Raw genomic sequence first — 22,970 nt, forward strand, 5'->3', positions numbered from 1 at the left:
GGAGAGCCCTCCTTATTTCTCTTCGTCATCCTGTCCCATTTTGCCGATAGAATCTCTCATGTTCGTGTCTGCATCAATGTTTCGGATATTCATATAATCCATCACGCCAAGGTTACCAGAGCGCAGTGCTTCTGCCATCGCTAACGGAACTTCCGCTTCGGCTTCTACTACTTTTGCACGCATCTCTTCTACTTTTGCACGCATTTCTTGTTCTTGTGCTACAGCCATTGCACGGCGCTCTTCCGCTTTTGCTTGTGCAATGTTTTTGTCAGCTTCCGCTTGGTCAATTTGAAGGACTGCACCAATGTTTTTACCGATATCGATATCTGCAATATCAATTGATAGAATTTCAAAGGCTGTTCCTGAATCCAACCCTTTTGTTAAAACTGTTTGTGAAATCATATCTGGGTTTTCTAATACCTTTTTATGATCTTGCTGAGAACCAATTGTAGAAACAATCCCTTCACCGACACGGGCAATAACTGTTTCTTCTCCAGCTCCCCCTACTAAACGGTCAATGTTTGCACGTACTGTAATACGAGCTTTTGCTTTTACTTCAATACCATCCATCGCCACACCTGAAATAAAAGGTGTTTCAATTACTTTTGGATTAACGCTCATTTGAACAGCTTCTAACACATTACGACCCGCTAAGTCAATCGCAGCTCCACGTTCAAATGGTAGTTCAATGTTTGCACGCTGAGCAGCAATTAACGCATTAACCACGCGGTCAACGTTACCACCTGCTAAGTAGTGGCTCTCTAGCTGATTTGTCGAAACATCCAATCCAGCTTTACTTGCTTTAATCAATGGATTTACAACGCGAGACGGGATAACGCGACGTAATCTCATTCCGACTAGTGTAAAGATACTAATACGTACACCTGCTGCTAATGCTGAAATCCACAGCATTACCGGTACAAACGTAAAGAATACGGCTAATAGTATAATGCCTAAGCCAATTGCAACAAAAAATAATAAGCTACCTGGTTCCATTATTTAACTTCCTCCTCGGTTGGTAAGTCTTTCACTTTTCGTACCACAACTCGTGATCCTTCTACTTTCATCACTTTCACTTTAACATCTTTTGCTAAATAATTCCCCTCTGATACTACGTCGATGTATTCATCATTGATTGAAACTGTACCAGATGGTCGAAGTGGTGTAATTGTTACCCCTTCTTTACCGATCAATTCATAACGATTTTGGTTAGAAACATAACCCGACTCTGTATTAAGTGAGTCACTTAATACCATCTTTCTCAACGTTTTCATTCTCTTACCAAAAAATTTCATCATAACAAACGCTCCTCCCAAAGCAACAGCACAAGCAATGATTAACGACACTCCCATTTGCACGTAGTTATCCGTAGTGAGAAAGAAACTAACAAAAATAGCCCCTAACCCAATTATTCCTAATATTCCACCTGGTAAGAAAAGCTCTAAAAGCAGAAGAACAATTCCAATAATAAATACAATAATTGCTTCCATTCCTGCTAACCCCGCTACCAGATGACCATAAAAGAATAGAAGTAGCGCACCAATTCCCATGGAACCAGCTAAACCAAACGTTGGCGTATAAAGCTCAATCACTAAACCTAGTCCTCCTATCGACAGCAAAATTGGTACGACTACTGGATTGGTAACGAAGCGAGCGATATGCTCTGCCCAGCTAACCTTTGTTGTAATCACATCCGAATTTTCATAGCCTAATTTATCTAATAGCTCATTTAAATTAGCAACTGTTCCTTCAGAATATTGTACGTCTTCCGCTTGTTTAGGAGTCAGCGTTAGCAGTTCTTTATTCGTTATGTCCAGCTCTGGCAGCTCAATCGATTTATCTGCCATTGCCATTGCATATTTTGGGTCGCGTCCATTTTGCTCAGCGGCGCTTTTCATCGCTGATAGCCAATAAGACTGTGCTTTGTCGTCCGCTGCGTTACCTGACCCATCAATAACAGCTGCAGAACCCATTGTTGATCCAGGAGTCATATAAATTTCATCCGCATTTAAGGCAATGTATGCTCCTGCGGATAATGCTTTTTTATTGACGAGCGCAACAATGGGAATATCCGTTTTTGTAATACTTTTTCCAATATCAGAAGCAGCATCTACGGCCCCACCAGGCGTATTAATATCTAACACAATTAAATCTGCCTTTTCGGTTTCTGCTTCTTTAATACTACGGTTTAAAAAAGCGAGAAGTCCTTTTTCAACTGTATCCTCAACTGGAATGACATATACTTTCTCTGAACTAGCAGTGAAGGCTTGTGGCAAGAAACAAAGTATGATAAACGTAGCGACAATGATGCTTACAGTTATTTTTTTCACTTATTCTATCACCCCTCCTCTCTTTGCATCATATGAGTGCTTATCTTCTTATACGATTAACTTTACAAATAGTTTCAAGTTTTTGAAACTTTTTATGTATGAATATGAACCTATAACATATAAAAAACACCTTACGTGTGTAAGGTGTTTTTTACGATAAGTGTTGAAGAACAAGCTTATTTACAAGAGAGCCATCAGCTTTACCTTTCACTTTAGGCATAAGCGCTCCCATAACTTTCCCCATATCAGCTTTAGAGGAAGACTGCGTTTCTTCAATCGTTGCTTTAATCAATTCGCTTAACTCTTCTTCACTTAGTTGCTTAGGCGCATAAGCTTCTAATATAACTAATTCAGAATGAATTTTATCAACAAGATCTTGACGACCTGCTTTCTCAAATTCATGGAGGGAGTCTTTACGTTGTTTGAATTCGCGAGAAATAACCGTCAACTCGTCTGCTTCAGTTAGATCGTGGCCCAACTTAATGGCTTCATTTTGAAGAGATGCTTTTACCATGCGAATCACAGTTAGCTTCTCTTTCTCTTTGTTTTTCATCGCTTGCTTCATATCACTATTTAAACGCTCGAGAAGACTCATAATAAATCCACCCTCTTATTAAAACTTGCGCTTTCTAGCAGCTTCAGATTTCTTCTTACGCTTTACGCTAGGCTTTTCATAGAATTCGCGCTTTCTTGCTTCTTGTAACGTACCAGTTTTTGAAACTGAACGTTTGAAGCGACGAAGAGCATCTTCAAGCGATTCGTTTTTACGAACAACTGTTTTTGACATTCTAATTCCCTCCCTCCGAACAAAACCACTAACATCATAATGACATGTGTTAGACATGTCTTTTGCCATTATAATATAATGAACTCTTAAGGTCAACCAGTTTAAATAAAGTAATAAACCCATTCAATTGTATTTTATGAATTCACTTATTAAACCATACCCATTTTCTCAATCAATTATAAAACTTGCACACGCAGGCTTTCTTTATCTTCCAAACCTGCGTGTGCTTTTTGAAATTAAGAACTTAGTTTAACGCGATCTGCTGGCATTTCTACATCGTCCATCACACGTACAAACTCACCTTCGTTATATGGGTAACCAGCTTTAGAAATTTTTACTTTCACAAGCTTTCCAACCATTTCTTCCGTTGCTGGGAACACTACTTTCAAATAGTTATCCGTGTAACCAACGTACAGATTGCTATTTGATTCTTCTTTGTAACGTTCTTCCGGAATAACTTCCAATACTTCACCTTCAAATTCTGAAGCATACTCTTTCGCCAGTTGATTTGAAAGCTCGATTAAGCGATGTACGCGCTCGTTTTTCACTTCTTCATCAATTTGGTCGTCCATGCGAGCAGCAGGTGTACCTGTACGCTTAGAGTATGGGAACACGTGAAGCTCTGAGAATTTATGCTCTTTAATGAAGTTGTATGTTTCCATAAACTCTTCTTCTGTTTCACCAGGGAATCCTACAATTACATCAGATGTAATCGCAAGTCCAGGTAACGCTTCTTTTAAGCGTGTCAAACGCTCTCCAAAGAATTCCATTGTGTACTTACGACGCATGCGTTTTAACACCGTATTTGACCCGGACTGAAGGGGCACGTGTAAATGACGAACAACCATTTCAGATTTATCCAACACGTCGATAACTTCGTCTGTAATCTGACTAGCTTCAATTGATGAAATACGGATGCGTTTTAATCCTTTTACTTGAGACTCTAAATCACGTAATAGCTGTGCAAGATTATAATCTTTCATATCTTCACCGTAGCCACCCGTATGAATTCCCGTTAAAACAATCTCTTTATAACCAGCATCTACTAATTGTTGAGCTTGCGCTACAACTTCTTTTGGATCGCGTGAACGCATTAAACCTCTTGCCCAAGGAATGATACAAAACGTACAGAAATTGTTACAGCCTTCTTGGATTTTCAAGGATGCACGCGTACGGTCCGTGAAAGCTGGTACGTCTAATTCTTCATATACGCGTGTTTTCATGATATTTCCTACGCCGTTAATCGGCTGGCGCTCTTGTTTAAATTGTTCAATGTAATCTAGCATCTTCACGCGATCTTGTGTACCTACAACGATATCAACGCCAGGAATCGCCATTATTTCTGCTGGTGATGTTTGTGCGTAACATCCTGTTACACAAATAACAGCATCTGGATTTTTACGAATTGCACGACGAATTACTTGGCGACTTTTTTTATCACCTGTGTTCGTTACCGTACAGGTATTGATAACATATACATCAGCAGTTTGTTCATATTCTACGCGATCGTAGTTAGCTCCTTTAAACAACTGCCAAATAGCTTCTGTTTCATAGTGATTCACTTTACACCCTAACGTGTGGAAAGCAACTGTTGGCATTGTGTTCACCCCATTAACTCAGTTTGATATGAAATAGCAGATAGCACGTATAGCGGTGCTGTTTCTGCACGTAAAATTCGAGGACCGAATCCACATTTAATAAATTGATGTTCTTCTAAAAACGCAACTTCTTGTTCTGTGAGTCCACCTTCTGGTCCAATAACAACCAAAAGCGAATCACCTGGCTGTAGATTAGATAAAACATGATGCAAATTAGAAGACTCACCTTGCTTAGCTACTTCTTCATACGCTACAATTTTATGCGTACAGTCGCTTGCTGCAACGAGCTGTTTTAAAGTCATCGGACTGTCAACAGCTGGCACTATGGTACGATGAGATTGCTCTGCAGCTTCCTTTGCAATTTTGTTCCATCGCTCTAATTTCTTTTTACCTTTTTTCTCGTCCCATTTCACAATGGAGCGATCCGCAATAAAAGGGATAAACCTCGTTGCGCCAAGTTCTGTCCCTTTTTGAATAATAAGCTCAAGCTTATCCCCTTTAGGCAACCCGCTCACAATCGTAACTGTCACAGGCATTTCTTTTTCTTCACTTAGCCATTCTATAATGGATCCTTGGATTTCGTCAGTGGAAATCATTTCAATCTCACAGAGAGCCGCTTGTCCATTTTCATTGCAACAAATAATACGTTCTCCTTCTGACATTCTCATCACTCGCTGAATGTGGTGAGCATCTGATTCAGTAATTCTCACCGTTTTATCAACAAATTGATCATTTTTTAGAAAATAACGTTGCACAGCTACACCTTCTCACTTATCAAGCTTGTTTAGTCGCAATAATAGCTACCCAATCTTCCATCATTGTTACTTCTTCAATAACAAATCCAGCCTTCACAAGCGCTTCTTTTACTTCTTCTTTCTTGGCACTAATTATGCCTGATGTAATAAATGAACCGCCTGGCTTCAGAACCGCATATGCATCGTCAACAAAACGAACAATAATTTCTGCTAAAATATTTGCAACAACAACGTCTACAGGACCTTCAATATTATTTAAAAGGTTATTTTGAGCAACCGTTACAGCATCTTGCACTTTGTTTAGCTTTACGTTTAAACGAGCAGAACGAACGGCTACTTCATCAAGATCAAGTGCTCTTACAGATTTTGCTCCAAGCATTGCTGCACCAATACTTAAAACGCCAGAACCTGTTCCAACATCGATAACCGTATCATTTTCTTTAACCGTTCGTTCAAGTCCTTGCAAAGACATGACCGTTGTTGGGTGGGTCCCTGTTCCAAACGCCATCCCTGGATCTAATTCAATAATTAATTCATCTGTGTTGACTTTTTCATAGTTTTCCCAAGTAGGGACAATTGTAAAACGCTCAGATATTTTTACAGGATGATAATATTTCTTCCATGCAGTTGCCCACTCTTCTTCATTTACCTCACTGATTGTCACCTTGTTTGCACCTAAATCAAAGTCATAAACTAACAGGCCGTTAATAGCCTCTTTAATACCTTCAACCGTCTCACCTAAGAAGCTATTTACAGGAAGGTATGCTTTTACAATTACGCCTTCTTCAGGGTAATCATCGGCATTAAGCTGGTAGATTTCCCCAAAAGTTGTATCCCTTTCTTTTATTAAATCTGCAGGATCTTCGATTACAACACCGCTCGCTCCTGATTCATGTAAAATATGTGAGATTGGTTCAATCGCTTCCTGTGTCGTATGAATACAAATTTCAGACCATTTCATCTCTACCAACTTCATCCCTTCTATTTTTTCACTTCATTTTGTTTTATGACAGCTGACAGGTTGGTAAAGCATTTTACCAACCTGTCAGTGTTTACTATTCGCCTTTAATTGCTCTCTTTACTTTTGCAAAGAAAGAATCGTGCTGCTCATCAACTGCTTCTTGTCCGCTTAATTCTGCGAATTCTCGGATCAATTGTTTTTGTTTCTCAGAAAGCTTTGTTGGTGTAACAACGCGCACGTGAATATGCTGGTCACCCTGACCATATCCTCGAACGTTTGCTACACCTTTCCCTTTTAGTCGGAACCTTGTACCCGTTTGCGTACCTGCAGGAATTTTCAACTTTACTTTTCCATGCAGCGTCGGTACTTCCACTTCATCTCCCAGTGCGGCTTGTGCAAAGGTTAACGGCATTTCACAATAAATATCATCACCGTCACGCTCAAAGAGTTCATGTGATCGAACGTTAAACACAACGTATAAGTCTCCAGATGGACCGCCATTTGCACCAGGTTCTCCTTGGCCACTCACGCGAAGCTGTTGACCATCATCCACACCAGCTGGAATTTTCACATTAATTTTGCGACGTTTTGTTACTTTTCCTTCTCCGTGACATGTTGAACATTTCTGCTCAATTTTCTTACCAGTTCCATTACAATGATGGCAAGCACGACGGTTTACTACACGACCAAACGGCGTGTTTTGTTCCACATTTAATTGCCCAGAACCGTTACAGTGTGAACATGTGCTTACTTTTGTACCTGGCTTTGCACCTGACCCATTACATGTGTCACATGTTTCTTCACGAGGAATTTCAATTGTTGTTTCTTTCCCAAATACCGCTTCTTCAAACGATAACGTCATCGTATATTGTAAATCGGCACCTTGTCTTGGCGCATTAGGGTCTCTTCTACGACCTCCACCACCAAAGATTGAACTAAAAATATCTTCAAAGCCAAAGCCGCCAAAGTCTGATCCGCCGCCAAAACCACCAAAGCCTTGATTTGGATCAGTATGACCAAATTGATCATAGTGTGCTTTCTTTTGATCATCACTCAATACTTCATATGCTTCTTTGACTTCTTTAAATTGCTCTGCAGCATCCTCGGCTTTATTAATATCTGGATGATATTTTTTTGAAAGCTTACGGTACGCTTTTTTAATTTCATCTTTTGTAGCGCCTTTGCTGATGCCGAGTACTTCATAGTAATCTCGCTTACTCATCAATACTCACTCCCGAATCGTTTCACATAAACGTAATTGTATCATCATTAATCTTTCCATCGCAACAGAAAAGTTAAGCGACACACCGAACCTATTGTGAATTGCTATTTTTGTACGTTAAAAAAGTCAAAGCCAAGAGATAGCTTGACTTTGACTTTTGAAATCCTGTGAATTGCACCGTGGCGTCCTTCACATTAGTCGTCAAGATGCATTATTTTTTATCGTCGTTTACTTCTTCAAACTCTGCATCTACAACATCATCGTTTTGAGCGCCTTCGCCACCAGCTGCTTGTTGAGCTTGCTCGTACATTTTCACCGTTAGAGTTTGAACAACCTCTTGAAGTTCATCTTTTTTCGCTTTGATTTCTTCAAGGTCATTCTTTTCAATTGCAGCTTTTAACGCATCTTTTGCTTCGTTAGCTTTTGTTACTTCCGCTTCTTCAACCTTACCTTCAAGGTCTTTCAACGTTTTTTCAGTTGTAAATACAAGTTGATCTGCTTCATTGCGTAATTCAACTTCTTCTTTACGCTTTTTATCTGCATCCGCATTATCTTCTGCTTCTTTTACCATGCGTTCGATTTCATCATCTGATAAACCAGTAGAAGACTTGATTGTAATTGCTTGCTCTTTATTTGTACCTAAATCTTTTGCACGTACGTTTACGATACCGTTTTTATCAATATCAAAACTTACTTCAATTTGAGGTACACCACGTGGAGCTGGTGGAATGTCCGTTAATTGGAAACGACCTAACGTTTTGTTGTCAGCTGACATTGGACGTTCACCTTGAAGCACATGAATGTCTACAGCCGTTTGGTTATCAGCTGCCGTTGAGAATACTTGTGATTTACTTGTAGGAATTGTTGTGTTTCGCTCAATTAGCTTTGTAAATACGCCACCCATTGTTTCAATTCCTAGAGATAATGGCGTTACATCTAGTAATACTACGTCTTTTACATCACCAGTTAATACGCCACCTTGAATTGCTGCACCTAAAGCAACAACTTCATCAGGATTTACGCCTTTATGAGGCTCTTTACCAGTTTCTTTTTTAATTGCTTCTTGTACAGCTGGAATACGAGTAGAACCACCAACTAAAATAACTTTATCTAGTTCACTTGCAGAAAGACCAGCATCTTGTAATGCTTGACGTACTGGAGCCATTGTACGCTCTACTAGGTCTGCAGATAACTCTTCAAACTTCGCGCGTGATAGCGTTACTTCTAAGTGAAGTGGTCCAGCTTCGCCAGCTGTGATAAATGGTAATGAAACTTGTGTAGAAGTTACACCAGATAAATCTTTCTTCGCTTTTTCAGCAGCATCTTTTAGACGTTGAAGCGCCATTTTATCCTTAGCTAAATCAATGCCATTTTCTTTTTTAAACTCAGCTACTAAGTAGTCGATGATTACTTGGTCAAAATCATCTCCACCAAGACGGTTGTCACCAGCAGTTGAGCGTACTTCGAATACACCATCGCCTAGTTCTAGAATCGATACGTCAAACGTACCTCCACCTAAGTCATATACTAGTACAGTTTGATCTTCGTCTGTTTTTTCTAATCCGTATGCAAGAGCAGCTGCTGTTGGTTCGTTGATGATACGCTCAACTTCTAAACCAGCAATTTTACCAGCATCTTTTGTTGCTTGACGCTCAGCATCGTTAAAGTATGCAGGAACTGTAATAACCGCTTTTGTTACAGGCTCACCTAAGTATTCTTCTGCATATCCTTTTAAATGTTGAAGAATAATTGCTGACATTTCTTGAGGTGTATACTCTTTCCCTTCAGCTTCTACTTTGTAATCTGTACCCATATGACGTTTAATTGAGATGATTGTGTTTGGGTTTGTAATTGCTTGACGCTTTGCTACTTCCCCAACTTGACGCTCACCGTTTTTAAACGCAACAACAGATGGTGTTGTACGATTTCCTTCTGGATTTGGGATTACTTTTGGCTCGCCGCCTTCTAAAACAGCGACACAAGAGTTCGTTGTACCTAAATCGATACCAATGATTTTACTCATGTAAAATAACCTCCTTGTTTTATGTAATAGTTTTATTGGTTTACTTTTACCATTGCAGGGCGAATAATTTTATCCTTTAGTTTATACCCTTTTTGAAGTTCTTCTACGACTGTATTTGGTTCATACGCCTCATCTTCTACTTGCATAACAGCCTGATGTTCATAAGGATCGAATGGTTTCCCTACAGATTCAATTGCCTCAACACCTTCTTTTTGAAGTGCCTCAACTAATTGACGGTAGACCATCTCTACACCTTTCATCACAGACTTCGTATTCTCATCTTCTGTGTTCACCTGTAGAGCACGATCAAAGTTATCTAGTGCTGGTAAGATATCTGTCACTAAAGATTGAGCACGATATTTCTGTGCTGCTTCTGCATCAAGACGAGAACGACGACGGAAATTATCGAAATCAGCTTGTAGACGTACATATCTATTTTCCTGTTCTTCAAGCTGTTGCTTTAATTGGTCAATTTCTGTTTGAAGAGTAGCTTCTACAGATTCTTCTACAGATTCTTCAACAGTCTCTTCTTGCTGAACTTCTGTATCTACAGTTTCTTCTACTACATCCTCTACTTGCTTTTCGTTTGACAATTCCTTCACCTCCTTAAAGTTAGAGCACGTTCATGCTGCTGTCTATTTTATCATAGGAAAGACAGGAAGCAATGACTTCCAGCACTTTCCTTTTATTTTTTATTGCTTGTATAAATTCGTTAATAAACGAGACATGTCAGAAGATAACAATGTCATTAAGCTAATAGCTCGCGCATATTCCATACGAGTCGGTCCTAATAAAGCAATGGTACCAATTTGTTCTTCACCAAACGAATACGTAGCAGTAATTAAACTACAATCAGCCATTTCGTTTACTTCATTCTCACGGCCAATTTTAACGTGAATACCAGATTCACTAGACGTTAAAAGCTGTGAAAACTCTTTTTCATGTTCAATAATAGTGAATAAATCACGAATTTTATCAATGTTATGAAACTCAGGCTGAGCAAACATATTCGTTTTTCCACCGATAACCATTTTACCGCTTGTATTCAGCTTTAACGTATCGCTTAAAATCGTCATCGTTTCTTTATACCCTCGAATATGATTTTTTAACAATAAAGCTACTTCTTTATACATCTTATCATGTAGCTCAGTAATCCGAACGCCTACTAGCTTATCGTTTAAAATATTGACCATCTTCTCAATATCTGATGCGCCAATACCAGTAGGTAAAGTAATGGTACGATGCTGTACGTGACCTGTATCTGTAACAATAATAGCAACGGCTGACTCCTCAGTTAACGGCAAAATCTGCAGCTGCTTGAGCTTATTCGTTACTGCTTTAGGGCCAAGCACAATGGACGTTAAGCTTGTTAAGTCTGATAAAATTTGAGCAGATTTTTGCACAATCTCTTCCAGTTCAACAACTCGTTCAGCAAAGAGAGACTTAACTGTTGAAATATCTTCATTCGTTAATAGCTGCGGAGATAACAAATGATCCACATAATAGCGATATCCTTTTTCGGATGGAACGCGCCCTGAAGATGTATGAGTTTTTTCAATAAAGCCCAGCTCTTCTAAATCAGACATTTCATTGCGAATTGTTGCTGAACTAAAGTTAATTTCACTTTTTTTAGAAAGTGTACGAGAGCCAACAGGCTGTGCAGATCGAATAAAATCATCAATTATGACTTGTAAAATTAATAGTTGTCGATCAGTAAGCACGTTTCATCACCTCTGTTAGCACTCTAAAAGCTTGAGTGCTAAATCTAATAATAAATTACCAAATCATTATGGGTCATGTCAACGATTAGATTCCACCAATAAATGCCTGGAATACCTCATTTCCTAAAAAGCGCCCTTTTTTTGTTAGTCGCAGCGAACTTTCGGTTTGTTCCAGCAATCCTTTGTTTGTATATTCTTTTATTGGCTCAGAAAAAACATCATTCATTTCAACTTTATACTTTTCGTAAAAGCTAGCTTTGTTAACACCATTTGTTTTACGCAATCCTAGAAACATCTCTTCTTCCATTCTTTCCACTTTTGAAACAGAAATTTCATCTAAATAAGCATGATTCGTTTCAGTAACGGCCTGCATATATTTTTTTAACGGTGCAATATTCGATCGTCTAATTCCATCAATGTAGCTATGAGCTCCCGCTCCTATCCCGTAGTAATCATTATTATTCCAATACGTCAGGTTATGGAGGCTTTCGTAGCCTGAACGAGCAAAATTGCTAATTTCATACTGAGAATATCCATGCTTATCCATCTCATCCATTAACATCTCGTACATAAACGCTTCATCTTCTTGAGAAGGCACACGAAGCTTTCCTTTATTCATTAAGTTATAAAATACGGTTTTAGGCTCAATGATAAGAGAATAAGCAGATATATGCTCGACATCCAGTGAAAATGCAATATCAAGCGTTTCTTTGAAATCAGAAATCGTTTGTCCAGGCAAGCTGTACATTAAATCTAAGCTAATATTTCTAAACCCTATTTTTCTCGCTTCGTCAACAGCTTGAAATGCTTGCTGGTTGCTATGAACACGTCCAATTTTTTCAAGAAGCTGTTCATTGAACGTTTGAACACCAATGCTCAATCGATCTACACCGTACGCATGTAAAATTCGTAACTTCTCTTCTGTTAGCTCATTAGGATTTGCTTCAAACGTAAACTCTTTTACATCATGAACTGGAAACGATTCATGAATGGATTCTAAAAAGTACGTCAGTTGCTTTTCATCAAGGGCTGTCGGAGTTCCTCCACCGACAAAAATCGTCTTTAAATCATTAGCTGGATACCTTTCTACCGTCTGCTTCATCTCATCTCTCATTTTTTCTAGATAAGGCATAACGGGCTGATTTTTGAAAAATACTTTATTAAAGTCACAATAGTGACAAATATGATGACAAAAAGGAATGTGCAGGTAAGCTGCTTCAATCATCGTCTTCCACCTCAAAATAGTTAAAGTAAATGATAAAAATACCGCAGATGCTCTCTGCGGTATTTTTTATCGTAACGCGTCTTTAATCGCTCTACGCTATAGTGTAACAAATCAATCAGTTATAAAACACTAAACTGCTTATATTAAATGATTTCTCACTCTTCATCCATACGCAGTACAGCCATGAATGCTTCTTGTGGAACTTCTACTGATCCGACTTGCTTCATTCGTTTTTTACCTTCTTTTTGTTTCTCAAGAAGCTTACGCTTACGAGAAATATCTCCACCGTAACATTTTGCTAATACATTTTTACGAATGGCTTTGATTGTTGAACGTGCTACAATCTTTTGACCAATAGCTGCCTGAATAGGGACTTCAAACTGCTGACGTGGAATCAGCTCTCTAAGCTTCTCTACGATAATCTTACCGCGGTCGTACGCTGAGTCACGGTGCACGATGAAGGACAGTGCATCGACTTTTTCTGCATTTAATAAGATATCCATTTTCACAAGCTTAGATTCTTTGTAACCAATTAATTCGTAATCGAAGGATGCATACCCTTTTGTGTTTGATTTTAATTGATCAAAGAAATCATACACGATTTCAGCTAGCGGAATCTCATACACAATGCTCACTCGATTCGCATCTAAATACTGCATGTCGATGAAGTTACCGCGCTTCTTCTGACAAAGCTCCATAACAGCTCCTACATAATCATTAGGAACCATCATCGTTGCTTTTACATACGGCTCTTCCACTTTTTCAATCTTTTGAGCGTCTGGCATATTAGACGGGTTATCAACAGATACTTTCTCGCCATCCGTCATGTAAACATCGTAGATAACACTTGGTGCTGTTGTAATCAAGTCAATCTTAAACTCACGCTCGATACGCTCTTGGATAATTTCCATGTGAAGCAGGCCTAAGAATCCACAGCGGAAGCCGAATCCTAATGCTTGAGATGTCTCTGGTTCAAATTGAAGGGCAGAATCATTCAGCTCCAGTTTTTCTAAGGCTTCACGTAAGTCATTATATTTTGCTGTATCAATTGGATACAAGCCGCAATATACCATTGGATTTAAACGACGGTAACCTGGTAATGGTTCAGTTGCACCATTTTTAGCAAGCGTAATCGTATCCCCTACACGTGTATCTCCTACGTTTTTAATAGCAGCTGTTAAATATCCTACATCTCCAACAGATAGTTGGTCTTGTGGAACTGCTTTTGGTGTTAATACACCAATTTCTGTTACTTCAAACTCTTTGCCCGTTGCCATCATGCGAATTTTATCGCCTGTTTTGACCGACCCTTCTACAATACGAATAGATGCAACAACACCACGATACGCATCATAGAATGAATCAAAAATTAAGGCTTTTAAAGGCCCTTCAGGATCGCCTTCAGGAGCAGGTACCTTTTCTACAATTTGCTCTAAAATCTCTTCAATTCCAATACCTGCTTTTGCAGAAGCGAGCACTGCTTCTGAAGCATCTAAGCCAATTACATCTTCCACTTCTTGACGTACGCGTTCAGGCTCAGCACTTGGAAGGTCAATTTTATTAATAACCGGTAAGATTTCCAAATCATTATCTAGCGCTAAGTATACGTTTGCTAATGTTTGCGCTTCAATTCCCTGAGCTGCATCCACTACAAGAATTGCTCCTTCACAAGCTGCAAGACTACGAGACACTTCATATGTAAAATCGACGTGCCCTGGAGTATCAATTAAATGGAAAATATATTCTTCCCCATCTTTTGCTTTATACTTAAGCTGAACAGCATTTAGCTTAATAGTAATTCCACGCTCACGTTCTAAATCCATAGAATCCAAAAGCTGAGCTTTCATTTCGCGCTGCGTAAGCGCATTTGTCTTTTCTAAAATACGGTCAGCTAATGTTGACTTTCCGTGATCTATATGAGCAATAATCGAAAAGTTTCTAATTTTCGACTGTCGGTTTAACTTCGCTTCTCTATCCATCATTTTTTCACTCCTACTGAAAATCGGCAAAATACACTAAAGTAAATTATAACAACACATCAGTCAACATTCAATAAACTTCTCAAAGGAAGGAGAGAGATGAGCTCAATAGTAAAGCAGAGCAGCTTTAATGTATAGCGAAACATTAAGGCTGCTCTGCTTTGTTGTTTTATACAAACAGGTTATGAAAAGCTTCGACTGCTTTTTGCATAACAGCCTGTATGCCGTTAGCTAAGCTTTTTCCGATTGAAGAAAAAAAGTTAAATGCCTTTCGCTCTTCCAGTAGCTTTTGTTTTTCTTCAAGGTCCACAACTCGCTTGTTGCCCATTACATCTGCTTCTACTTCGCCCTCGCTCGTTTTAGAAACTGTAAAAACTTGCTGAATACTAGGGTCATCATACCCTTTCATCTTAATTAGCCCTTGCTGGGCAGTCTGCATCCCTAATAGTACACCGAACAATAACACAACGCTTAGCAGCAGCGACTTCATCATGAATTTCGCCATGAGAATGCTCCTTTCATCTAAACATACCTATTCATTTTCGTAGTATTCATTATGGGATACTTCTTCTTGTTTCATTCACTTTTAATGAGTATAAGATCCAAAGTTTCCTTGATCCACTTCATGGTGAAGAGCTGCGTTCAGCCCTCCAGCTACCACGTTGGCCATCTCTTCTATAAATAAGTCAACTTCTTTTGGTGTAACCATCAAATTATGACCTAACGGCGCTAACACCTCATGAATTAAACGACGCTTTTCTTCATCAGGTAACGTACCAATCATTCCTAAATACGTTTGACGATGTTCTTCGCTTGGTAAATCTTCGTCAGTTAACTGTTTTTTTTCTCCAAACGTCATTCCAGAAGGGATAAGAGACTTCGAAGGCTTGTCTTGTTCATTCATCTCACGTCCAAAATGCTTTAAAATAAAATCAATGGTATCGCTTGTAATTGATACCGCATCAACAACTGTGGGTATACCGATTGCAATTACTGGGATACCTAGCGTTTCATAGCTAATTTCTTTTCGTTTATTTCCAACTCCAGAGCCGGGATGAATACCTGAATCTGAAATTTGAATCGTTGCGTTCACACGTTCGATTGAACGAGCTGCTAAAGCATCAACCGCAATAATAAAGTCAGGTTTTACTTTTTGGACAACACCAAAGATAATATCGCTCGTTTCAATTCCCGTAATCCCCATTACACCAGGTATAATAGCACTTACCGGACGGAACCCTTCTTCTACGCTTTCAGGCTGTAGAGCAAATAAATGACGAGTGATTAATAAATTTTCGACCGTCTTTGGTCCAAGTGCATCCGGAGTAACGCTGCTGTTTCCAAGACCGACTACTAAACAACTTGCATCATCTGGGATATTCAAGCCTTTTATAAAATGATTTAGTTCTTCGGCAAATACTTCTTCCATCTTTTCCTGCTTTTCGGTATCCTGCTCGCGAATTCCAACAGATTCTAGAGTAAGATAGCGACCTTTTTTCTTTCCAATCGTTTGGGCACCTCGTTCAGTTATTTCGACTAAAGATACCTTTACTCCATCGACATCTTTCTCTTTAAAAATAACGCCTTCAAGCTCAGACTGCTTGGCTTGCTTTTCATTGTCTTCAACAGCCATCGTTCTTGCTTCCACGGCTAAATCAGTGCGAATACTATATTGACTTAAGTCTAAGTTTTCATTCATTGCAGACCCTCCTCAGCTATTATCATAGAAGTTAGTTTCACCTCTTGCTAATTAATTCATGCACGAGAGCGATAAAATTCCTTTTAGGTGCTATTGCATTATAGCCGTGGGTTTGATAAAATATCCTTTGTTCTTATTGTAAGAAATGTCGAGTTCTATATAATCTCGATTGTTATAATTTCGGGAGGTGAAACGAATGCCAAACATTAAATCAGCTATCAAACGTGTAAAAACTGCTGAAGCTCGTCGTGCACATAACATCCAAGTAAAATCTGCTATGCGTACTGCTATCAAAAACTTTGAAGCTTTAGTTGAAAACAACGATGTAGATAATGCAAAAGCAGCATACTCTGTTGCTTCTAAAAAATTAGACAAGGCTGCACAAAAAGGTCTTATCCACAAAAACGCTGCAGCTCGTCAAAAATCTCGCTTAGCGCAAAAACTTAACGGTTTATCTGCATAATAAGCGAAAAAACGATCCCTATAGGATCGTTTTTTTTATGTTTTGCTAGACACCAGCTTGCTTTAAGAAAAACAATTGTAAAAGCAATTCTTTGTCTATTTTTCCCGTCTTCATTTCATAATCTGCTTCTGCTAGCTCTTTGATAATGCTACGCAGCAACGGCTCTTCAAATTTTCGACTTTGTTGAAGAGCAATTTTCACTCGAAAAGGATGCACTTTTAACGTTTGTGCAATTTGCTGTTGACTATACCCTTGACCAGAAAGCTGCTTTGTATGATAAATTAAGCGAAATTGTGAAGCTAGTAACGATAGAATTTTGATTGGCTCCTCATTGTTCCGAAGCAAATCTTGATAAATATTTAACGCTTCTTTTAGGTTTTTATTCATAACTGCTTCAATAAGTGTAAAAACATTTTGTTCTAACGTTTTGGCTACAAGCTCGTGTACAACTTCCCGCGTAATGACACCATTATCTCCTACATAAAGCATCATTTTCTCCACTTCATTTGTGATGATCGTAACGTTTAATCCGACAAGCTGCAGCAAGAGCTGCTTAGCATCTTCATCCATTTCCACGTTTCTTTTATGCAATACGTCTTTTATCCACTGCACTAAGTCATGCTCATTAAATTCATTTGCTTCCACATATGTAGCCTGCTTTTTTAACGCTTTTGTTATCTTTTTACGCTCATCTAATTTTTCATAAGGAGCTTGCACGATTAAAGTTGAAAAAGGTGCGGGTTGCTCAAGATAGTCCTGCAATTTACTAACATCGTGTTCTACCTTAGATTTTGATTTTTCTGCCGTTAGAAAAAAAGCATTCTTGGCAATTACCACTCGCTTATCACCTAAAAAAGGCAGCGTTTCAGCATCTTCAATTACTTGTTCAATCGGCGTTTCCTCTAAGTCATATATCGATAAATTAAACTCTTTTTCCTCATCTGATAAGGAATGTTGAATAATTTTATCTCTTGCTTTTTTCATAATAAAAGCATTTAAACCATGTAATAAATAGACGGGTTTTATGTCCTTAGAATTGATAGTTTTCAACGAATCTATTGCCAATTTTTTACGCTCCATTCTATAGTTCTTCACCTTCTATGGTATAGGTGCGACAACGGTTTGGCAAGAATACAAAAAGGAATTGCTAAAAGCAGCAACTCCTCAGTTTATAATAAACACTAACAAATTAAGCCCTAGGTTACTTATTTGTTAATGAGTAAACCCATATAATTATCGTTTACTTTTTTGCCACAAACAATGATTGTTAACTGTTGTCATGTTAGGAAAACGCTTTATATTTTATAGATTTTTTAAAAAACATGGATTATACTGTAAATAGGAGGGGTGGCAATGAATCAATTTGAAGAAAGCGTTCAAAGTAAACGAAACGACGCAGTCGATTCGGCTGTAGGATTTATCGCATCATTTGGATTTTTTACTACCTTATTTATTATCGCAACGGTCATTCACTACTTTGGTTCATAAGTAGCTGCTAATGAATACAACCTTTATTCATTAGTTGAATCGGTAAACGAGATAGAAAATCAGCAACACTTAGCGACTGTCATCTACAGTCGTTTTTTTAACTTGATATAGACTATGGAAGTTGGGGGTAAAAGGTTCCTTTGTTTTTTCGAAATGTATACGTGATTGCACCGTTTTCATCTGTTCGGTAAATCAAAACATCGGCTTCTTGTAACCTTTCAACCACTTCCTCATGAGGATGACCGTAACGGTTCTTTTTACCTGCTGATATGAGAGCAATTTTGGGGTTAAGTGCACGAAGAAACGCAGGTGATGTAGACGATTTACTTCCATGATGTGCAATCTTTAACACATCAGCTTGCAGCGAAGGAATAGTGCGAAGAATCTCATTTTCTCCCGCTTCTTCTAAATCACCTGTAAAAAGCCAGTTTAGTCCTCCAAACTCTGTAAACAAAACAATAGATGAATTATTGCTTGTTGTTTCTGATCCTGTTGGTGAAAGAATATAAAAAGAAATGTCTCCTTGTTTCCAGTGATCTCCTTTCTGAACATAAGAAATCTCGCTATTCGCTTTCCTTGCTTGCTTGATAATATCTTGTTCTAAATCTGTAAACTGCTTCTTTTTCCCCAGCACCACCTGTTCAATTTTGACTTGATTCAGTAACGTGCTGGCACTTCCACCATGGTCATAGTCGCCATGCGTAATCAATAACTTATCTACCTTTCGAATTCCTTTTGATTTTAAAACTGGCATGATAACATCCCTTCCCACATCAAACAAATCGCGACGTACTTGCCAATCTTCACTGAAAAACGGAACGCTACCTCCCGTATCAATTAAATAAATCCCTTGCCTATAGGGAAGCTCAATTAACAAGCTATCTCCTTGACCCACGTCAATCATCGTCACTTTCCCATATGGATTTACATACGGAAAAAGACATTGAACCACAAACATTAGGACAGTGACTATGCTAAAAAAAGACGTATATTTCTTGTTTTCCATAGACCATAAAACGCCGTAAATACCTATGTAAAAAAGTCCAACAACCCATAGAGAAAGCTTGCCGGTTGTTATTAAGAACACAGGAGATACATCGTGTAGTAGCTTCAAGAACCATTCGCTCAGTAATAATATATTATTTAGTAGCCATTGACCTATAGTTCCGATGGGTGAAAAGAAAAATGAAGCAATAAATGTGAACAAACAAAGTGGAAGAATGACTGTTGAAAAAAAGGGAACATAAATCATATTAAGAGGAAGGCTTAGTAGCGAAATTTCATAAAAATAAAACAATAACAGCGGTAGCGATCCGAGCTGCGCAACCAACGATACCATCAGTAGCTGAGCTATAGTTGAGGTAATTCGCTTTAGAATAATCTGTGTACTAAGCGCAATAAAAAGGGTCACCACAAAAGATAATTGAAATCCCACTTGTAAAATATAAAATGGATTAACAACTACCATTAACAAAAATGCTATTGCTATGCTGTCGGTTAGACTAATCTTTTTTTGATACTGCATGCTAATTAATGCTAACATGCTCATTAACACTGCACGAATAACCGAAGGCGCCCCACCCGCGATAATAGCATACAAAGGAAGAGTTACTAATAAAATGTTTATGGCTAACTGGCGCGTAACCCCCACTCGAATCAGTATATAAAAAAACATAAAGGTCATTAAACCAACGTGAAGTCCTGAAATAGCTAGCAAATGAATAAGCCCGAAACTTTGGTAAAGCTGGAGTAAATCAGAATCGATTTGGTTTCTCTCTCCGTAAATGAGCGCTTGCATAAAAGAAGAAGCTGGCTGAGGAACAGTCTGTTTAAGGTAGTCAATTCCTTTTTGTCGATAGGTAGAAAGGGACTGAATGAGAGATAATCGTTTAGGAGGTTGGCATAAAGAGGTTGTAAAAGTAGATGCTTTAAGATTCCAGTGAATACGCTGAGTATTCATGTATGCTTTGTAGTTAAATGCATTTGGATTTCGCCCTTCTTCAAAAGAAGAAAGTTTGCCTTTTAGCATACATTGGTCATAAATCGTTAGGTTTTGAATCTGTTTAACTTCACTTTCTTTTTTCATATAATACGTAACGGATATGTCCTCACCTTGAGTGCTAAAGAAAAAGCGCACTTGGCTTCCGTCAATATCAGGAATAGAAGCGATTTGACCGGTAAATATTGTTTGATTGGAAGAGATAGATGTTTGATGATGAAGTGAAAAAAGATAAAACAACCCAAAAGAAAAACCGCCAACAAGAACACAAAGGACGAAAACATACGGTGGGCACTTCAGGTATAAAAAAACCGCGTAGCTTAGTGCAAATACGAATGTAATCCATGATAGATGATAAGCTAAAAACATGGTTAACATGGAGCTAACTGCTATATATAAATAGAAACCTTTCAAGAAAGCACCTCCCATTCAAAAGAGATAGCTAGACACCAAGTGCCTAGCTTATGAAGGTTGAAACAACGAAAAGGCTTGGTCTTCTAAGCGAGCAATTTCTTTTTTTGAAAGATTACTCTGGTGAAGCTTCTCTAAAATACTGTTTACAAAGCTCCATTTTTCTTGACTGTTTAAATCAATGACAGCTTCGTTTAGCTCGACTTTTTCAAATCTTACCCCTGATTGCTCAAATAATTCAATAGCATATGGGTGATTTTTGTAGTCGTTGGCATAATAAACGGTCTTAATCCCAGCTTGAATAAGTGCTTTGCAACAGTTTAAGCAAGGAAAATGCGTGACATAAACTTCTGCATCTTCTGTTTTAACACCAAATTTAGCACACTGTAACAGAGCATTTACCTCTGCATGAATGGTTCTGACACAATGGTTATCAATGACGTAACAGCCTTCGTCTGCACAATGCACCCCGCCGCTTATTGATCCGTTGTATCCGCCTGCAATAATACGTTTATCTCTTACAATTGTGGCACCTACAGCTAAACGTTCACACGTGCTGCGTAATGCTAATAAATGACTTTGTGCCATAAAGTATTGATCCCACGAAATTCTTGTCATCTTCTACTCCCTACTTTCTTGTCTCGCTATCTAGTACATAGTGTATCGGTTAAAAGGAGATGACGTCAACGCATTCACTAATTTATTGCTATCTCTGCTTTTATTTTCTCCAATGATTTTTCGCCAATTCCTGAGACTTGTAGCAGATCTTCCACTGTTTTAAAAGGACCATTTTCTTCACGATATGTGAGAATCGCTTGCGCTTTTGACGGACCGATTCCATTTAAAGTTTGCAGGTCTTCTAACGTTGCTGTGTTAAGATTCACTACACCGCTGTCACTTTTTTCAACGCTTCCTCCACTAGCAACAGGTACTTGAGGCTCTTGACCAATAGCTGGAATATAGATGACCATTTCATCAGCTACTTTTGTTGCTAAATTTACCTGATTCATGTCCGCTTCTTTCGTAATTCCACTCGCTCTCTCGACAGCATCCTGAACCCTAAGGCCAGCCTCAAGCTCGTATACGCCTGGTTTTTGAACTTCACCTTTCACATCAACAACGATTTGAGTACTTGTAGAATCTTTTTGAGGCACGTCTCTTGTTGAAGAACTACTTTCTTGTTTTTCAGCAAATGGAAAGTCATCTCCAACCTGAGCACTCGTTTCTACCTGGGGAAATAAAACATTTGTATAAATTAAAAACCCACATACAGCTACCGAAATAAAACCCAAAATAATCCAATGTTTTTTCGATAAAGTCATGGTTTCCTCCTTAAGGGATTATGAACTAACGTCATAAATTGATTAATAATCTCATACTGTTTAGAAGAATAGGCTTTTGAAGGAGGGAAGTACAAGTGAATATAGGATTTATTGGAACAGGTAATATGGGGAGAATATTAATTGATGCCTTTATTGAGTCAAAAGCCGTACATCCTTCACAACTAACTATCACAAATCGAACAAAAGGCAAAGCAAAAACGATTCAAAAGCAGCACCGAGAAATTCAGCTGGGAGATTGTGCGGAAGAAGTTGTCCGTTCTTCACAACTTATTTTTATATGTGTAAAACCATTGGATATTCACCCCCTTTTAATAAAAATAAAACCGCTGTTAACGAAAGAACATTGCATTGTATCGATTACAAGTCCAATAAGCGTGGAGCAGCTGGAAAGCATCGTGACTACCCAAGTAGCACGAATCATTCCAAGCATTACAAATCGTGCGTTGTCAGGCGTATCACTTATGACATATGGCGATCATTGTTCATCTTTTTATCAAAATTACTTAACAAATTTATTTAGCAGCATGTCTAAAACCGTATCAATTCCACAAAACATTACAAGGGTATCGTCGGATATTGTTAGCTGTGGACCTGCTTTTTTCAGCTTCTTGTTACAGAAATTTATTGATGCTGCTGTTCAAGAAACGGAGATTTCAAAAGAAGAAGCAACCATTATGGCTAGTGATATGATTATTGGAATGGGTAAATTACTTGAAAAAGAAATTTTTACGCTCCCTACTTTACAAGAGAAAGTATGCGTAAAGGGCGGTGTTACAGGAGAAGGAATTAAAGTATTAGAAGAGGAACTTGGAGATATGTTTGTTCATTTGTTTCAAAAAACACATGAGAAGTTTGATGAGGATATCGAGCTCGTTGAAAAGCAGTTTAATTTTACGTAATCAACATTATTCACCTTCATTCAACAAAATTCCTGCTTTTTTATAAAAAAAAAATGAGACTGAGACA

General features: G+C 38.4%; 22 protein-coding genes. 3 read left to right on the forward strand and 19 right to left on the reverse strand.

Annotated elements, in window-relative coordinates; translation table 11 throughout:
• Positions 1 to 12: 12 nt before the first annotated feature.
• The 15 genes from floA to gpr form a co-directional block, all read right to left on the reverse strand.
• The gene (gene floA / locus BFL01S_RS02150) at positions 13 to 996 is read right to left on the reverse strand and encodes a flotillin-like protein FloA (RefSeq protein ID WP_061784761.1); all 984 of its coding nucleotides are present in this window, start codon (positions 994 to 996) and stop codon (positions 13 to 15) included.
• Positions 996 to 2,330, reverse strand: coding sequence for an NfeD family protein (locus tag BFL01S_RS02155; RefSeq protein ID WP_061784762.1), 1,335 nt, complete (start codon positions 2,328 to 2,330; stop codon positions 996 to 998). The genes floA and BFL01S_RS02155 overlap by 1 nt, the downstream gene beginning before the upstream one ends.
• 151 nt (positions 2,331 to 2,481) lie before the next feature.
• Positions 2,482 to 2,925, reverse strand: a complete 444-nt coding sequence (locus BFL01S_RS02160; RefSeq protein WP_025911644.1) for a GatB/YqeY domain-containing protein — start codon at positions 2,923 to 2,925, stop codon at positions 2,482 to 2,484.
• Between the two features lie 18 nt (positions 2,926 to 2,943).
• Complete coding sequence (gene rpsU / locus BFL01S_RS02165) at positions 2,944 to 3,117, reverse strand: 30S ribosomal protein S21 (protein ID WP_003152957.1); 174 nt, start codon at positions 3,115 to 3,117, stop codon at positions 2,944 to 2,946.
• 236 nt (positions 3,118 to 3,353) lie between these two features.
• Positions 3,354 to 4,715, reverse strand: a complete 1,362-nt coding sequence (gene mtaB, locus BFL01S_RS02170) for a tRNA (N(6)-L-threonylcarbamoyladenosine(37)-C(2))-methylthiotransferase MtaB (RefSeq protein ID WP_025911646.1) — start codon at positions 4,713 to 4,715, stop codon at positions 3,354 to 3,356.
• Positions 4,716 to 4,720: 5 nt separating this feature from the next.
• Positions 4,721 to 5,470 carry a 16S rRNA (uracil(1498)-N(3))-methyltransferase gene (locus BFL01S_RS02175; RefSeq protein ID WP_061784763.1) on the reverse strand — a complete coding sequence of 250 codons (750 nt, stop codon included), beginning with the start codon at positions 5,468 to 5,470 and terminating at the stop codon, positions 4,721 to 4,723.
• Between the two features lie 19 nt (positions 5,471 to 5,489).
• Entirely contained in the window at positions 5,490 to 6,431 is a 942-nt protein-coding gene (prmA, locus tag BFL01S_RS02180; RefSeq protein ID WP_061784773.1) for a 50S ribosomal protein L11 methyltransferase, read from the reverse strand.
• Positions 6,432 to 6,525: 94 nt separating this feature from the next.
• Positions 6,526 to 7,653, reverse strand: coding sequence for a molecular chaperone DnaJ (dnaJ, locus tag BFL01S_RS02185; protein ID WP_025911650.1), 1,128 nt, complete (start codon positions 7,651 to 7,653; stop codon positions 6,526 to 6,528).
• 211 nt (positions 7,654 to 7,864) lie between these two features.
• Positions 7,865 to 9,676, reverse strand: a complete 1,812-nt coding sequence (gene dnaK, locus BFL01S_RS02190; RefSeq protein WP_025911652.1) for a molecular chaperone DnaK — start codon at positions 9,674 to 9,676, stop codon at positions 7,865 to 7,867.
• 32 nt (positions 9,677 to 9,708) lie between these two features.
• On the reverse strand, positions 9,709 to 10,269 hold the full coding sequence (grpE, locus tag BFL01S_RS02195; RefSeq protein WP_061784764.1) for a nucleotide exchange factor GrpE: 561 nt from the start codon (positions 10,267 to 10,269) through the stop codon (positions 9,709 to 9,711).
• Positions 10,270 to 10,368: 99 nt separating this feature from the next.
• A complete protein-coding gene (hrcA, locus tag BFL01S_RS02200) occupies positions 10,369 to 11,397 on the reverse strand; it encodes a heat-inducible transcriptional repressor HrcA (protein WP_025911656.1) in 1,029 nt (342 codons plus the stop codon).
• Positions 11,398 to 11,482: 85 nt separating this feature from the next.
• Positions 11,483 to 12,622 carry a radical SAM family heme chaperone HemW gene (hemW, locus tag BFL01S_RS02205; protein ID WP_061784765.1) on the reverse strand — a complete coding sequence of 380 codons (1,140 nt, stop codon included), beginning with the start codon at positions 12,620 to 12,622 and terminating at the stop codon, positions 11,483 to 11,485.
• Between the two features lie 155 nt (positions 12,623 to 12,777).
• On the reverse strand, positions 12,778 to 14,604 hold the full coding sequence (gene lepA, locus BFL01S_RS02210) for a translation elongation factor 4 (protein WP_025911660.1): 1,827 nt from the start codon (positions 14,602 to 14,604) through the stop codon (positions 12,778 to 12,780).
• Positions 14,605 to 14,770: 166 nt separating this feature from the next.
• Entirely contained in the window at positions 14,771 to 15,106 is a 336-nt protein-coding gene (locus tag BFL01S_RS02215) for a DUF3679 domain-containing protein (protein WP_025911662.1), read from the reverse strand.
• Between the two features lie 81 nt (positions 15,107 to 15,187).
• Positions 15,188 to 16,300: a GPR endopeptidase gene (gene gpr / locus BFL01S_RS02220; protein WP_061784766.1), complete on the reverse strand. Its 1,113-nt coding sequence runs from the start codon at positions 16,298 to 16,300 to the stop codon at positions 15,188 to 15,190.
• A 196-nt stretch (positions 16,301 to 16,496) separates the two neighbouring features.
• On the opposite strand from gpr, the gene rpsT reads away from it, so the two are divergent.
• Positions 16,497 to 16,763, forward strand: coding sequence for a 30S ribosomal protein S20 (gene rpsT, locus BFL01S_RS02225; RefSeq protein ID WP_025911665.1), 267 nt, complete (start codon positions 16,497 to 16,499; stop codon positions 16,761 to 16,763).
• Positions 16,764 to 16,808: 45 nt separating this feature from the next.
• Here the strand turns inward: rpsT and holA are convergent, their stop codons facing one another.
• Positions 16,809 to 17,843, reverse strand: coding sequence for a DNA polymerase III subunit delta (gene holA, locus BFL01S_RS02230; protein ID WP_224839995.1), 1,035 nt, complete (start codon positions 17,841 to 17,843; stop codon positions 16,809 to 16,811).
• 273 nt (positions 17,844 to 18,116) lie between these two features.
• On the opposite strand from holA, the gene BFL01S_RS19825 reads away from it, so the two are divergent.
• Entirely contained in the window at positions 18,117 to 18,251 is a 135-nt protein-coding gene (locus BFL01S_RS19825) for a YqzM family protein (RefSeq protein WP_025911668.1), read from the forward strand.
• Positions 18,252 to 18,363: 112 nt separating this feature from the next.
• Here BFL01S_RS19825 and BFL01S_RS02235 read toward each other — a convergent pair whose 3' ends face one another.
• From BFL01S_RS02235 to BFL01S_RS02245, 3 genes are all read right to left on the reverse strand, one after another.
• Positions 18,364 to 20,664 (reverse strand): DNA internalization-related competence protein ComEC/Rec2, encoded by a 2,301-nt coding sequence (locus BFL01S_RS02235; RefSeq protein WP_061784767.1) that lies wholly within the window; start codon positions 20,662 to 20,664, stop codon positions 18,364 to 18,366.
• Positions 20,665 to 20,712: 48 nt separating this feature from the next.
• On the reverse strand, positions 20,713 to 21,279 hold the full coding sequence (locus BFL01S_RS02240) for a ComE operon protein 2 (RefSeq protein WP_025911670.1): 567 nt from the start codon (positions 21,277 to 21,279) through the stop codon (positions 20,713 to 20,715).
• Positions 21,280 to 21,356: 77 nt separating this feature from the next.
• Positions 21,357 to 21,983 carry a helix-hairpin-helix domain-containing protein gene (locus tag BFL01S_RS02245; protein WP_061784768.1) on the reverse strand — a complete coding sequence of 209 codons (627 nt, stop codon included), beginning with the start codon at positions 21,981 to 21,983 and terminating at the stop codon, positions 21,357 to 21,359.
• Between the two features lie 95 nt (positions 21,984 to 22,078).
• Between BFL01S_RS02245 and comER the strand changes: the two genes are divergently transcribed.
• On the forward strand, positions 22,079 to 22,903 hold the full coding sequence (gene comER, locus BFL01S_RS02250) for a late competence protein ComER (RefSeq protein ID WP_061784769.1): 825 nt from the start codon (positions 22,079 to 22,081) through the stop codon (positions 22,901 to 22,903).
• The last annotated feature ends 67 nt before the right edge of the window (positions 22,904 to 22,970 follow it).

The sequence above is a fragment of the Priestia flexa NBRC 15715 genome, assembly GCF_001591565.1.
GTDB lineage: Bacteria > Bacillota > Bacilli > Bacillales > Bacillaceae_H > Priestia > Priestia flexa.